10 protein-coding genes are annotated in these 14,029 nt (G+C 67.9%); 4 read left to right on the forward strand and 6 right to left on the reverse strand.

Features of this window, described 5'->3' with window-relative positions:
- Positions 1-53: 53 nt before the first annotated feature.
- Positions 54-500, reverse strand: a complete 447-nt coding sequence (locus B7R21_RS12810) for a MarR family winged helix-turn-helix transcriptional regulator (RefSeq protein WP_116283635.1) — start codon at positions 498-500, stop codon at positions 54-56.
- Between the two features lie 45 nt (positions 501-545).
- Positions 546-1,820: a histidine--tRNA ligase gene (gene hisS, locus B7R21_RS12815; protein ID WP_116283636.1), complete on the reverse strand. Its 1,275-nt coding sequence runs from the start codon at positions 1,818-1,820 to the stop codon at positions 546-548.
- A gap of 96 nt (positions 1,821-1,916) precedes the next feature.
- Here hisS and B7R21_RS12820 point away from each other — a divergent pair, with 96 nt between their 5' ends.
- Entirely contained in the window at positions 1,917-3,197 is a 1,281-nt protein-coding gene (locus B7R21_RS12820) for an acyltransferase family protein (protein WP_116283705.1), read from the forward strand.
- Here B7R21_RS12820 and B7R21_RS12825 read toward each other — a convergent pair.
- Positions 3,172-3,924: a MazG family protein gene (locus B7R21_RS12825; protein WP_116283637.1), complete on the reverse strand. Its 753-nt coding sequence runs from the start codon at positions 3,922-3,924 to the stop codon at positions 3,172-3,174. The genes B7R21_RS12820 and B7R21_RS12825 overlap by 26 nt on opposite strands.
- A gap of 113 nt (positions 3,925-4,037) precedes the next feature.
- Between B7R21_RS12825 and nhaA the strand changes: the two genes are divergently transcribed.
- The gene (gene nhaA, locus B7R21_RS12830; RefSeq protein WP_116283638.1) at positions 4,038-5,378 is read left to right on the forward strand and encodes a Na+/H+ antiporter NhaA; all 1,341 of its coding nucleotides are present in this window, start codon (positions 4,038-4,040) and stop codon (positions 5,376-5,378) included.
- Positions 5,379-5,402: 24 nt separating this feature from the next.
- A complete protein-coding gene (locus B7R21_RS12835) occupies positions 5,403-6,290 on the forward strand; it encodes an EamA family transporter (protein WP_437184190.1) in 888 nt (295 codons plus the stop codon).
- Positions 6,291-6,384: 94 nt separating this feature from the next.
- Here the strand turns inward: B7R21_RS12835 and mfd are convergent, their stop codons facing one another.
- From mfd to B7R21_RS12850, 3 genes are all read right to left on the reverse strand, one after another.
- Complete coding sequence (gene mfd / locus B7R21_RS12840) at positions 6,385-10,146, reverse strand: transcription-repair coupling factor (protein WP_116283639.1); 3,762 nt, start codon at positions 10,144-10,146, stop codon at positions 6,385-6,387.
- Between the two features lie 92 nt (positions 10,147-10,238).
- The gene (pth, locus tag B7R21_RS12845) at positions 10,239-10,832 is read right to left on the reverse strand and encodes an aminoacyl-tRNA hydrolase (protein ID WP_116283640.1); all 594 of its coding nucleotides are present in this window, start codon (positions 10,830-10,832) and stop codon (positions 10,239-10,241) included.
- Between the two features lie 95 nt (positions 10,833-10,927).
- A complete protein-coding gene (locus B7R21_RS12850) occupies positions 10,928-11,533 on the reverse strand; it encodes a 50S ribosomal protein L25/general stress protein Ctc (protein ID WP_116283641.1) in 606 nt (201 codons plus the stop codon).
- 193 nt (positions 11,534-11,726) lie between these two features.
- Here B7R21_RS12850 and B7R21_RS12855 point away from each other — a divergent pair, with 193 nt between their 5' ends.
- Positions 11,727-14,018, forward strand: a complete 2,292-nt coding sequence (locus B7R21_RS12855; RefSeq protein WP_116283642.1) for a hypothetical protein — start codon at positions 11,727-11,729, stop codon at positions 14,016-14,018.
- Positions 14,019-14,029 lie beyond the last annotated feature (11 nt).

The raw sequence follows: 14,029 nt of genomic DNA on the forward strand, positions 1-14,029 counted from the left end.
CGCCGTGGCCGGTGTTGTGCGGGAGGGACGGGACGTTCTTCGTGGTTGTCACCTCAGGCCGCCTGCTCCTGAACGTCGATGCGGTCGCCGATCAGGTCGGTGGCCTCTGAGAGCACCCCGAGCTGCCGCACGGTCAGGTCGGAGAAGAGCGGCTCGAGCGCGAGGCCCAGCCGGTAGCGCCAGTCGTTCAGCGCGCTCTGGCCCTTCGGGGCGATCGCGATCAGCCAGGCACGGGCATCGGAGGAATCCGCGATCCGCTTGATCCACTCGAGCTCGTTGAGGTTGGCGACGATCTTCGTCATCGTGGGCTGGCTGACCCTGTTGGCGATGGCCAGTTCGCCGAGGCGCAGGGGGCCGGAGGAGGTCAGCACGCTGAGCGTCCGCCAAGCCGCCGGCGAGGTGGAGTCTCCCGTGGCCTGGGCCGCGAGACGGGTGAGACGGTGGGTGACGGACACGAGGTCGCCCAGAAGTTCGGAGAGTTCAGAGAGTTCGCTGTTCACGTACCTAATTGTATAGCCGAACTATATGTATATCAAATGCTCACTTCAGATCGCCTTCACCTCGAGGTCGGCCTCGGCGTGCGCGTCGGGCCCGACGAATGCGAACGACGTGAAGCCTGCCGCCGCGGCGCGCTCGAGCTGCGCCTTGGTGTTCTTCGTGCGCCGTTCGAGCCGCACGCGGGTTCCCGAGGCGATGAGCTGCATCTTCAGCCCGACCAGTTGGGCCGGGCTCGCAGATGCCTCGTGCAGCAGCAGCAGGGCATCCGGAGCCCCGACGACCGACGCCTCGAGCAGGTCGACGATGCGCTCGAACCCGATCGAGAACCCGCAGGCGGCGACATCCGTTCCGAGGAAGCGGCCGATCATGCCGTCGTAGCGGCCCCCGCCTCCGAGCGAGAACGAGAAGTCGGGGTGGGCGATCTCGAAGATCGTGCCGGTGTAGTAACCCATGCCGCGCACGAGGAACGGGTCGAACTGCAGGTGCTTCTTGTCGACCACCTCGGCGAGTGCGGCCAGCTCAGCGATCAGCGCCGGGTCGACGCCCGCGGGCAGCGCCTTCGTGATCGCGCGCACACCGAAGGGATTGAACTCCTTCGTCGTGATGCGGTGGAAGAACGCATCGAGCGCATCGACTGCAGCCGGAGTGACGGCGCGCTCCCGCAGCTCGGCCACCACGCCGTCCTGGCCGACCTTGTCGAGCTTGTCGACAGTGATGAGAACCTGTGGATGCTCGGCCGGAGCGAATCCGAAGACCTCCAGCATCGCGGTGAGCAGCCGGCGGTCGTTGATGCGGATCGTGCAGCCCTCGAGCCCCAGCTCGTCGAGCGTGGCGAGCGTCGCCGTGATGATCTCGGCCTCGGCCAGCTGGCCCGGCTCGCCGATGATGTCGATGTCGCACTGCACGAACTGGCGGTAGCGACCCTTCTGCGGGCGCTCGGCACGCCAGACTGGCGCGATCTGGATGGACCGGAACACGCTCGGCAGCTCACCGCGGTGACTCGCGTAGAACCGGGCGAGCGGAACGGTCAGGTCGAAGCGCAGTCCCAGGTCGGCGAGGAACTCGGGCGCCTCGAACTCAGCAGCCTCTTGGAGGTCGGTTGTGGTGAGGGCGCGTTTCATCACGCTGAAGCTGAGCTTCTCGTTGTCGCCGCCGAGGCCGGAGTGCAGGCGTTCGATGTCCTCCATCACGGGCGTCTCGATCTCGTCGAACCCGTGCGCGGTGTACGAGCGGCGGATGATGCCGAGCGCACGCTCGCGCGTCGCCTTCTCTGCGGGGAGGAAGTCGCGCATACCGCGGGGCGGGGTGATTGCCTGAGCCATGCCCCAATTCTGCCAGTCGCGCGGATGCGGGCGCGCCGGGCCTCGCTGTCGGCGTTGGTTCGGCTGATCAAAGCTCAGAACCTCTATGGTGGTTCGATGAGCTCCGCCAGCCTGACGACGTCGTCGATCGACCTCTCCAAACGCGACCTGACCCTCGACATCGCACGGGTGTTCTGCGTGCTGCTCGTGGTGATCATCCACCTGCTCATGGTCGGGGTGGGGTTCGCCGCCAACGGGCAACTCGTCGTCTCGCGACCCCTCGAGCAGCAGTGGTGGTTCGCCCCGGTCACGTGGATCGGCCAGATCATGCCCCTGTTCTTCGTCGTCGGCGGGTTCGCCAGCCTCACCGCCTGGCGGAGCTCCCTCCGTCGCGGCCGCACCGGCGCCGACTTCGTACGCACCCGCGTGCTGCGCCTCGCCCAGCCCGCACTCCCCCTGTTCCTCTTCTACGTGGTCGTCATCGGCGGCGCGCGGCTCATCGGCATCGACCCGACCCTCCTCGACACCGTCGTCGTCGGGGCCGGCTCGCCGCTCTGGTTCCTCGCCGCCTACGGGCTCTGCCAGGCGCTGGTGCCGACGATGGCCCGCTGGCACGCACGTTCGCCGCGCCGGACGCTCGTCGTACTGCTCGCCGGGGCGGTGGTGGTGGATGCCGTCCGGTACTCCAGCGGCATCGACGCCGTGGGCCTGTTGAACCTCTTCTTCGTCTGGCTGCTGGTTCAGCAGCTCGGCTTCTGGTATGCCGACGGATGGTTCGACCGCCGTGCCTGGTGGCAGCTGGTGCTGATCGCCGCCGGCGCCTACGCGACGCTCTTCCCCCTCACCGGCTGGGGACCGTACAGCAACGACATGCTGACGAACCTGAACCCGCCCACCCTGCCACTGGTCGCGCTCGCTCTCGGGCAGGCGTGCATCCTGAGGCTGCTGCGACCGCTGCTGGCGGCGCTCGTGAACACGCACGCGGCGCGGGCCTTCGTGTTCGTGGTGGGGTCGCGGCTGATGACCATCTACCTGTGGCACCTGCCGGTGATCATCATGCTCTCCGGCATCGCCCTGCTGGTTCCCGGGGCGTCGCCCGCTCCGGCGAGCCCGTCGTGGTGGTGGAGCAGGCCCCTGTTCTTCGTGATCGTGATGGCCGCCCTGTTCGGGCTGTCGTTCCTCGTCGGTCGGTTCGAGAAACCGCGCGAGGTCGGTCCGACGCCTCCGGCGCGGATCGTCGCGCTGGCCGCCGTGCTCACGTTCGTCCCGGCGTTCTGCGTGATGGAGTTCTTCCTCGACCTGCCGTTCGCGATACTGGGCGCGGTGTTCTACGCGTTCGCGGTGTTGCTGCTCGGGCGGTGGCCCGGCCGGGTCACTCCCCAGGCGGCAGCGCGATGATGCCGGCGTCAGCCGCGTCCTGACCCTCCGCCTCGCGGATCCCCGCCTCCGCCTCTGCCTCCGCCTCTGCCTCCGCCTCGCGGATCTCGGCCTGCAACCCGCGGAGTGTCGACCGCAGTGCCCGCTCAGCGTCGAGACCCTGCGCCTTCGCCGAAGCAACCACGGCGAGCAGCAGCGAGCCGAGCTCGTCTTCGTCACCGAGAGGGATGCCCGCCGGCGCATCCTCATCGAGCAGCCCGATCTTCTGGGCCCTGCCGATCACCTTGTCGGCGAGCGCGAGTGAGGGCATGCCCACAGGGATCCCGTCGAGCACGCTCGTGCGGCCCGGCTTCTCGACCGCCTTGAGGTCGTCCCACATGTTCACCACATCGTCGGCCGTGTGCGCGACGCGGTCGCCGAAGACATGCGGATGCCGCCCGACCATCTTCGCCGTCATGTGGGCCGCGACATCCTGGATGTCGAACTCCTCCCCCGGGGTGTGAGCGGCCAGATCGGCGTGGAAGACCACCTGGTAGAGCACGTCGCCGAGTTCCTCGAGCAGGTCGTCGCGGGTGCCCACCTCGATCGCCTCGACCAGTTCGTGCGACTCCTCGACGAGGTACTGCACGAGCGACTCATGGGTCTGCTCGGCATCCCACGGGCATCCACCCGGCGCCCGCAGCCGCGCGGTCACGGCGATCAGTTCGTCGAGCTTCGAGGGGGTCTGGTCTGTCACGGGAAGCCTCATGTCCGGGGGCCGCCGCGGGGTACGTCGACCGTCTGAACTCTTTCGTTAGACTGTAACCGGTGAGCCGGGAAGTCTGGTCGGCAGTATCTTCTTCGACCCTTCCGAGAGGCACCATGACCCAGCCCACACCGCCCGGCAGCACCCCCGGCACTGCTTCCGGCAGCACCCCCGGCACCCGCACCCCCGGCCTGTTCGCCTCAGACCGATCGGCCGAGTCGTCCCGCCTCGGTGAGATCCTCCGCAAGGAGACCGTCGGCGGGGTGATCCTCGTGATCGCGGCGGCGATCGCCGTCATCTGGGCCAACACCCCCTTCGCCGACAGTTACTTCGCGCTCCGCGACTTCGAAATCGGGCCGGAGGCACTTCACCTGCATCTGAGCCTCGGCCAGTGGTCGTCAGACGGACTGCTCGCGATCTTCTTCTTCCTGGTCGGCCTCGAACTGAAGCGGGAGTTCGTGGCGGGCGAACTCCGCAAGTTCAGCAAGGCCATCGTGCCGGTCTCCGCTGCGATCGGCGGCGTGGTCGTGCCCGCACTCATCTATGTGGCGATCAACCTCGCCGACCCCGAAGCCCTCGGCGGCTGGGCGATCCCGACCGCGACCGACATCGCCTTCGCTGTGGCCGTGCTTGCCATCGTCGGATCACGCCTGCCGAGCGCGCTCCGCATCTTCCTGCTCACCCTCGCTGTGGTCGACGACCTCATCGCCATCGCGATCATCGCCTTCGTCTACACCAGCGAGATCCAGTTCGTGCCCCTCCTGCTGGCGCTGCTGCCGCTGGCGCTGTACACCGTGCTCGCGCAGCGGTTCCGCCGGTTCTTCGGCCGGCACCAGGCCGCGGCCTGGCTGATCCTGCTGCCCATCGCGCTCACCGTCTGGGCCCTCATCCACGCCTCGGGCATCCACGCCACGGTCGCCGGCGTGCTGCTCGGTTTCGCCATCCCGGTCATTCGCAGCAAGGCCAGCGGAGGACCGGATGCGGGGCCCGGGTTGTCGGAGATCTTCGAGCACCGCTTCCGCCCGATCTCCACCGGCTTCGCCGTACCCGTCTTCGCGTTCTTCGCGGCGGGCGTCACCATCGGCGGTATCGACGGCTTCACCACGGCGCTGTCGAGCCCGGTGACGATCGGCGTCATCGCGGCGCTGGTGCTCGGCAAACCCATCGGCATCCTCCTCACCACCTGGGTGACAACCCGGGCGACCCGGGCGGAACTCGATCCGAGCATCCGCTGGATCGACCTCACCGGTGTCGCCCTCCTCGGTGGAATCGGGTTCACGGTGTCCCTCCTCGTCGCGGAACTCAGTTTCGGGCTCGGCAGCGTGCACGACGACGACGCCAAGGTGGCGATCCTCGTAGCCTCTGTGCTTGCGGCGCTCCTCGCAATCGCCGTCCTGCGGCCACGCAACCGCCACTATGCGAAGACCGAGAACGACGAAGGCGCGGCCGACCGGTAGCGTGAGGGCGTGACATCCACCGCCCTGAGCTCGCGAGCCGGAACTCTCGGGCCGGTCGGACTCGTCGTGGCCGGCCTGCTCTGCCAGGAGCTCGGCGCCTCGTTCGCGATCATGCTGTTCCCGACCGTCGGTGCGCTCGGCATGGTGACGCTCCGGCTCGTCTTCTCGGCGCTGGTGCTGATGGTCGTCTTCCGCCCCCGCCTCGCCGGCTACAGCCGCAGCGACTGGATGATCGTGGTCGCCTTCGGCCTTACAGTGGGCGGCATGAACATGATGTTCTACACGGCCCTCGACAGGCTGCCCCTCGGAACGACGGTCACCATCGAGGTTCTGGGCCCCCTGGTGCTGTCGGTCGTGGTGAGTCGACGCGCCTCCGCCTGGCTCTGGGCGGTGCTGGCCTTCGCGGGCGTCGCGCTGCTCAGCCAGGGCGGCGCCGGCGCCCTCGACCCCGTCGGCGTCGCGTTCGCCGCGGGAACCGGAGTGTTCTGGGCGGCCTACATCCTGCTCTCGGCCCGCACCGGCGCGCGCTTCCCGAAACTCGACGGCATCGCGATCGCCATGGTCGTCGGGGCCGTCATGTCTCTGCCGTTCGGTCTGCTGACGGCCGGATCCGCCCTCTTCGAGCCACGTGTTCTGCTACTCGGGCTCGCAGTCGCACTGCTCTCGTCGACCGTTCCCTATGCGTTCGAGCTGCTCGCCCTCCGGCGCATCCCGGAGGCGACCTTCTCCATCCTGATGAGCCTCGCGCCGGCCATCGCCGCGCTGGCCGGGCTTGTGATCCTCGGGCAGTCGCTGACCTGGATCGAGGCCGCGGCGATCGCGCTGGTCATCGCGGCGAGCGTGGGCGCGGTGCGCTCCGCGGCCCGGCGGCGCGCCCCCGGCCCCGTCTCACCCGCCGAGCCCCTCGCCTGACGCCGGGCACCACGGAATGCCCTCGACAAAACCTCGCGCATATCGGCGAGGTTCGCCGCTGGCGCATTCGGTGGCCGTACTGCCGGCAGGCGCACTACTCCGCGGGCGCGGGCGCCGCCGCGGCAGAGGCCGAAGTGGGGGCGGGGAAGATGGCACCGAGCAGGGACTCGACCCACGCGATGAGCTCCGCATCGGGCAGCGGATGCCCGTTCACGACCGGCATCGGAACAGACAGCGCCGCCGCAGCACCCATGTACTTCGCCGTGGGGTACATCCGGCGGAGCCGCGCCTGCACCGAGTCGGCCAGCGCAGCCGGGGCCACCCGCAGGTTCGACCCCATCGCCACGACCTCGCTGAGCCCGGTGCGCTGGGCCAGACGCCGGAGCTTCGACACCATGATCAGGTTGGTGACCTGCTCGGGCGGCTCTCCATAGCGGTCGGTCAGCTCTTCGAGCACCTGGTCGATCTGGCCGTCGGCCGCAGCGGGCGATGACGCCGTCGACAGTTTCTGGTACGCCTCGAGCCGCAGCCGCTCGCTGTCGACGTAGTCCTCGGGGATGTGCGCATCCACCGGCAGCTCGAGCCGCAGCTCGGTCTGGCCCTCTGCCACATCGCCGCGGAATGTCGAGACGGCCTCCCCGATCATCCGGAGGTAGAGGTCGAACCCGACGCCCGCGATGTGGCCGGACTGCTCGCCGCCGAGCAGGTTTCCGGCACCACGGATCTCGAGGTCTTTGAGGGCGACCTGCATGCCCGAGCCGAGTTCGTTGTTGGCCGCGATCGTGGCGAGACGGTCGTGTGCGGTCTCGGAGAGCGGCTTCAGCTCGTCGTACAGGAAGTACGCGTACGCCCGCTCGCGCCCCCGCCCGACCCGGCCGCGCAGCTGGTGCAGCTGCGACAGACCGTACTTGTCGGCACGGTCGATGATCAGCGTGTTGGCATTCGGGATGTCGAGCCCGGTCTCGATGATCGTCGTCGACACGAGAACGTCGAACTTGCGCTCCCAGAAGTCGACGATGACCTGTTCGAGCATGTGTTCGGGCAACTGGCCGTGCGCGATGGCGATCCGGGCATCCGGAACCAGCTCGGCTATGTGCGCGGCGACCCGGTTGATCGACGAGACCCGGTTGTGCACGAAGAACACCTGCCCCTCGCGGAGCATCTCGCGGTGGATGGCCGCAGCGATCTGCCGGTCGGAGTTCGGCCCGACGTAGGTGAGGATCGGGTGCCGGTCTTCGGGCGGCGTCGCGAGCGTCGACATCTCGCGGATGCCCGTCACCGCCATTTCGAGCGTACGAGGGATCGGCGTGGCACTCATCGAGAGGATGTCGACGTTCGTCTTCAGCTTCTTCAGCTTGTCTTTGTGTTCGACACCGAAGCGCTGCTCCTCGTCGATGATCACGAGCCCGAGGTCTTTGAATGTCATCGCCTCGGCCAGGATGCGGTGGGTGCCGATCACCATGTCGATGGTGCCGTCTTCGAGACCTTTGATGGTCTCACGGGCCTCCTTGTCGGTCTGGAACCGTGAGAGGGCACGGGTGTGCACCGGGAAACCGGCGAACCGTTCGGTGAAGGTCTCGAGATGCTGGCGGACGAGAAGGGTCGTCGGCACGAGCATCGCGACCTGCTTGCCCTCCTGGATGGCCTTGAACGCCGCGCGCACCGCGACCTCGGTCTTGCCGAAGCCGACGTCGCCGGCGAGCAGGCGATCCATCGGGATGGGCCGCTCCATGTCGGCCTTGACCTCGTCGATCGTGGTGAGCTGGTCGGGCGTCTCCGCGAACGGGAACGCCTCCTCGAGCTCACGCTGCCACGGCGTGTCGGGACCGAACGCGTACCCCTTCGACGCCATGCGCGCCGAGTACAGCTTGACGAGCTCGACCGCGATGTCACGCACGGCCTTCCGGGCCTTCGTCTTGGCCGCCGACCAGTCGCTGCCGCCCATCTTCGACAGGGCGGGCGCCTCTCCCCCGACGTACCGGGTCAGCAGGTCGAGCTGATCGGTGGGAACGTACAGTTTGTCGCCGGGGTACCCGCGCTTCGACGGCGCGTACTCGATGAGCAGGTACTCGCGGGTGCTCTTCACCGGATTGCGCCCGCCGCTCGACACCTCGCGCTGCACGAGTTCGAGGAACTTGCCGATGCCGTGGGTCTGGTGCACGACGGTGTCGCCGGCCTTCAGCTGCAAGGGGTCGACGACGTTCTTCCGGCGGGTCGCCAGCTTCTTGACCTGGCGGGCGTCGTAGCCGGCGCTCCGGCCATAGAACTCGTTCTCGCTGATCAGGGCCAGCTTGATCTCCGGCAGCTCGAACCCGCTCTCGACGGTGGCCTTCACGAGGTAGGCGATGCCGGGCTCCGGATCGGCGGGGTACTGCTCGACGACCCGTGCGGCCAACTCGCGCTCGGCCAGAACATCAGCCGCGCGCTCGACGAGACCGTTGCCCGCCGCGACCACCGCGACACTCCAGCCGTCGTGCATCCGGCTCGCCACATGCTCGAGCGCACCCTCGACGTTGCCCTGGAAGCTCGGCACGGCGTCGGCCTGGATGCGCACGTAGTGCACGTCGGTGCCCACGATCGCTTCCAGGTGTTCGTCGACGGATGCCGTTCCGCTGTCGAACGTGCTGAGAGTCCACCACGGGCGGTGGATGCCTGCGGCGTCCCGCAGATCGTTCAGCGTGATGAACTCGCCCGACGCCAGGTCGATCGGAGCCTCAGCCCCCGCGGTGGCCGCATTCCAGGCGGCCGAAAGGAACTCCCGGTTCGTCTCTGTGAGGCTCACGGCCCTGCTGGCCACCCGTTCGGGTGCGATGACGGCGATTGCCGCGCCGGCCGGCAGGTAGTGGGTGACGGTGACGAGCCGATCGAGGAGGGCGGGCGCCAGTGACTCCATCCCCTCGACCGGGATGCCCTGGCCGATCTTCTCGAGGAGACCCGAGAGACTCGGGAACTCGTGCTGCATCTCCCGCGCCCGCTGCTTCACCGACTCGCTGAGCAGCAGCTCGCGGCTCGGCGGCAGTTCGACGTGGTCGAACTGGTTCTCGAGCGAGCGCTGGTCGGCCACCGAGAAGCCGCGGATCGTCTCGATCTCGTCGCCGAAGAAGTCGACCCGCACGGGGTGCTCCGAGACGGCGGGGAAGATGTCGAGGATGCCGCCCCGCACGGCGAACTCACCCCGCCTGGTCACCATGTCGACCCGCGAGTAGGCGAGTTCGACGAGTTCGCCGACGAGGTGCGCAAGATCGTACCCCCGGCCGCCCTGGACGAGGCGCACAGGTTCGTGCTCGGTGAGGTTGTCGGCGAGTGGCTGGAGCGCGGCCCGCACCGAGGCGACGACGATGAGCGGCCGCGGGCGCTTCGGGCCGCTGTCGGCCATCGCGGCGGCCTTCTTGGCTGCGGCCTTGGCACCCTTGCCTGCGACTCCGGATGCGGCGGTGCCCGCACCGCCGATCACGTCGGCAGCGAGGGCGGGAACACCGGCGGCATCGGCGGCAGCCGTCTCGGCCGTCCACTGGTCGAGGCGGCGGAGGGCGGCGATCCGCTTGCCGACGATCTCGGCGCTCGGACTCAGCCGCTCGTGCGGCAGGGTCTCCCAGGCCGGGAACTCGAGGACGTCGGCGCCGGGCGCCAGGCATTCGAGGCTCGCGCGGAGGCTCTCCGAGTCGCGGCCGGTGGCCGTCACGACGAACAGCACCTGCGGCAGTCCGCGCTCGGCGCGCTGCGCCAGCAGCCCCGCGAGCAGCGGCGCCCGGAGCCCGTCGGTGAGCGAGAAGTCAGCGTCGCGACCAGCCTCCGCCAGGGCGCGGTCGAACGTGGAGGCGCGCGAGAGCGCCGGAATCAAGCCCTGAAGGATCACAGGGCCAATTCTACGGCTCCCCTCTGACACTGCCCCCGGCTTGCGCTCCCAGTGTTCAGAACCCAGGTGAGGCGGAACGGCGGCGGAACGTGTCAGGCGGGCGGCGGCGCGTGGAAGCGCTGCTGCGCCGCCGTGAGGCCGTCGGCCGCGATGAGCTCGACGGCGTCCGCGGCATCCGCCAGCAGGTTGGGGAGCGTCTGGCGCTCCACCGACGAGAAGTCGCGCAGCACGAAGTCGGCCGCGCTCTGCCTGCCGGGCGGGCGTCCGATGCCGACCCGCACTCGGGTGAAGTCGGGCGTTCCCGACGCGGCGATGATGTCACGGATACCGTTGTGCCCGCCGTGGCCGCCGCCGTGCTTCAGGCGCAGGGTGTCGAAGGGGATGTCGAGTTCGTCGTGCACCACGATCAGGCGCGATGGCTCGATCGAGTAGTACGAGAGCAACCCGGCCACCGGCCCGCCCGAGTTGTTCATGTAGCTGTTCGGCTTGCCGAGTACGAACCGTGTACCACCCGGAACGAGCCTCCCTTCGGCGACCCGGGCGTTGGCCCTGTGCGCCTTGAAGGTGCCCCGGAATCGGGCAGCGAGATCGTCGAGCACCATCTGGCCCACGTTGTGCCGATTGCCGGCGTACTCCGGGCCGGGGTTGCCGAGCCCGACGACGAGCCACTGGTCGTCAGCAGCCATGGCCGCACCGAACCTTTCGTGTGAAGACGCTGGGGGTGAAACACGTGTGCCGCGGCGAACAAGGCCGCCGCGGCACAGGTGACAGGAACGAAGGACTAGGCGGGCGTCGGAGCGTCGGACGTCGATGCGTCGCCAGCCGACAGGCTGTCGCCGAGGTCCTGCTCCTCGGGGATGGAGACGGCGACGATGAGCTGGTCTTCGTCTCCGACGAGAACAGCGCCCTCGGGCAGCTCGATGTCCTTGGCGAGCACCTGGGTGCCGGCCTCGGCGCCCTCGATGTTGACCGTGACGCGGGTCGGGATGTTCGTGGCGAGCACCTCGAGCAGCAGCGTGAACGTGTCGAGGTCTGCGGTTGCGCCGGAGACGGGCTCGCCCTCGACCTGCACGGTCACTTCGACCTGCACGCGCTCACCGGCGCGCACGACGATGAGGTCGAGGTGCTCGATGATCTGGCGCACCGGGTCCTTCTGGACATCCTTGACCAGCGCGAGCTGCGTTGCGCCTTCGATGTCGAGCTCGATGAGAGCGTTCGACTTGCGGATGAGCAGGAAGACCTCGTGGCCGGGCAGGCTCACGTGCTGGGGATCGGCACCGTGGCCGTAGATCACGGCGGGAATCTTGCCGGCGGCACGGAGCTTGCGTGCAGCACCCTTGCCGAATGAGGTGCGGGTCTCCGCGATGATCTTGTTGTCGTCAGCCATGGTTTTCTCCTGGAGGCTAGAAGGGGGGTGTGTTCAACTCGAACGCATCAGCGTGAGGAAAGACCGTAAGCCTCGTCCACCGCGTCGATCACGGATGCCGGGGGCATCCCTCGCCGAAGTTCAGTCTGTAAGTCTACACCTCCGGCAGACGACGGCGGCACGAGTCCTCAGCAGAATGTGCAATACTGAGCATATGTCACTTAAGATCACGTCCTTCCGCCGGAGAGTCGCCCCACCAGCGTTCGTTCTCGGCGCCCTCCTGCTGGTGAGCGTGCTCTCTCCCCTGTCTGCGCCGGGCGCACACGCCATGCTCGGTGAATGCGGTGCCCCCTACATCCAGTGGAAAGACGGGGTGACCAATTCCTATGAAGACCCGACCGGTGGCGGGCACATGACCGAGACAGGAATCAAGGGCCAGCTGATCGTCCCCCAGTGCGACATCGTGGAAGCGCCCGTACCCGGTGACGGTGGCGATACCGGTGGCGGGGCAGGTACACCCCCGCCTGCTCCGCCCGGCCCCAAGCTGCCTGCCCCTCCGGCATCGGTGCCCGCGGGCGCTGCGCCCATGTGTGCGGAGGGCGCGAACAACCACACTCCCGGCGTGGACTCCTCGGAGGGACTCGGATCGGGCGACATCGTCGCGACCAACGTCGAGCAGGGCCTCAATACGGGCAACATCGTGCCCTCGGAGACGACGGCTGCCGACCGTCTCGCTTTCCCCGGCGTCGGCGCCAGCCGGTTCGTCTCCCTCGATGTGAACGTGGGCCCCGCCCAGGGCGGAACAGCCGACGGGAACCCGTACGAAGGCCTCACCCCGGAGAATGCGGCGCAGGCTCTCTACGAGCCGGGCGGCAGCATCGTGTGGACCGAGGTGGGCCCGAAAGGCCAGGTCATCCGGGTCGCTGGAGCAGCACTGATCAAAGCGGCGGGCAGGGCCATCGCTGGAGTACCCAACGGGCACTCGGAATTCATCAAAGTCCTGATGAGGTCGGATGCGTACAGCCGGCTCGTCACCTATCAGCGCCTGACCGAGCTCTACCATGACTACGCCCGAACGCCGGGCGCCATCTTACTTCTCGATCTCATCGAGAATCTGATGCACGACATCGAGCTGTACATCGATCTCGGTGACACGTCCTCAGCCGGTGACGCGGCATCCTTCTATGCCGATGCGTCGACCCAGGGCATCGGGCCCGACCATGTCGTCGGCAACCCCAACGGCGGCGCGTGTGGCCATCTCCAGTCCGCCAGCGCCGTCGACACGAGTGGGGCGACCCTGACGGGGGGAGGCGCTCACTGGGTGCATGTGACGCTTGTCGGCACTCTGCACGGCACTCTCGTCGATCGGCTGAAGACTGCGGCTCCGACGGCACACTGCCCCTCTGTGGAGCTGGATGCCATCGCCGGACAGGTCACGATGGCTGCGGTGACCTCTGGATGCACCGCGCCGATCCAGAACGTGAGGCTTCTGACCCGCAGCCAGGTGGCGGATGCCACAACCCCGACGAGTGCACTCAAGCTCGATGCACTCATGGTCCCGGGCAGCAGCCTCACCCAGGACATCGCGGCGCAACTCTCCGTTTTCCGTCGCTTCTCGGTGTACCCCACTGATCCCGGCTACGGGGTGCGTGACTCCGTCTCAGCTCTGGCCGAGGGCAACACGAGCCTGTCGATGTCCACCGACGGGTATGGGCAGCTCTACTACAAGCCGCCGGCGAGTGTCGGAGGTGGAGTGGACGGCCTCGCGGCGGTAGCTACCGACACCTCGGGTCACGATCATCCCTTCATCATCAAGGTGGCAGTGAAATCGCCACCCACCTGCAGCGAGGGCGCAGCGACGCGGTTCATCGGCTCCGACCACACCGTCTACATCCAAGACGGTGTGCTTGAGCTGATGCGTGCCCAATCGTTCACCATCGATCCCAAGACCTTCTGCGAAACGGACTACCGGGACTCCTACCGGGTGATCATCGAGAACGGAATCGGGGGAACCACGGCGAAAGTGAATACCGATGGAACGGTGACGTACTCATGGACGGACCCAGACGTGGTCGGAGATCATTCGTCGATCACGGTGACGGCCTGGGATGAGAAGACCGGGGCACCCAGCACAACCGTCGACATTCCGATCCACGTGCGCGACGTGGTGCCGGTCTGCGACGACGTCCACATCGAATACGACAGGGCTGCGATGAAAGGCGCGCCCGTGAAGATTCCGCTGAAGTGCACGATGACGGGCGGCCTGAAGGTTCTCCACCCGCTCATTCCGCAACTTCTCCTGGGCGAGGACGCCGGGGCGCGCCTGAAGGTCTCGAGCGGCGTGCTCACTGCAGGAACCGACGGCGTCACGTTCACTCCGGACTCGGGGGCATCGGCCAGCACCATCGCCGCGCAGGCAAAGGTCTGGAACGAAGACCCCAGGGGCCCCTGGAACATCTTCAATCGTTCCAGCGCACCGTTCACCGTCGCGGTGATCGTGAAGTGACGCGAGCGGGG

The sequence above is a fragment of the Subtercola boreus genome, assembly GCF_003399625.1.
GTDB classification, from domain to species: Bacteria; Actinomycetota; Actinomycetes; order Actinomycetales; family Microbacteriaceae; genus Subtercola; species Subtercola boreus_C.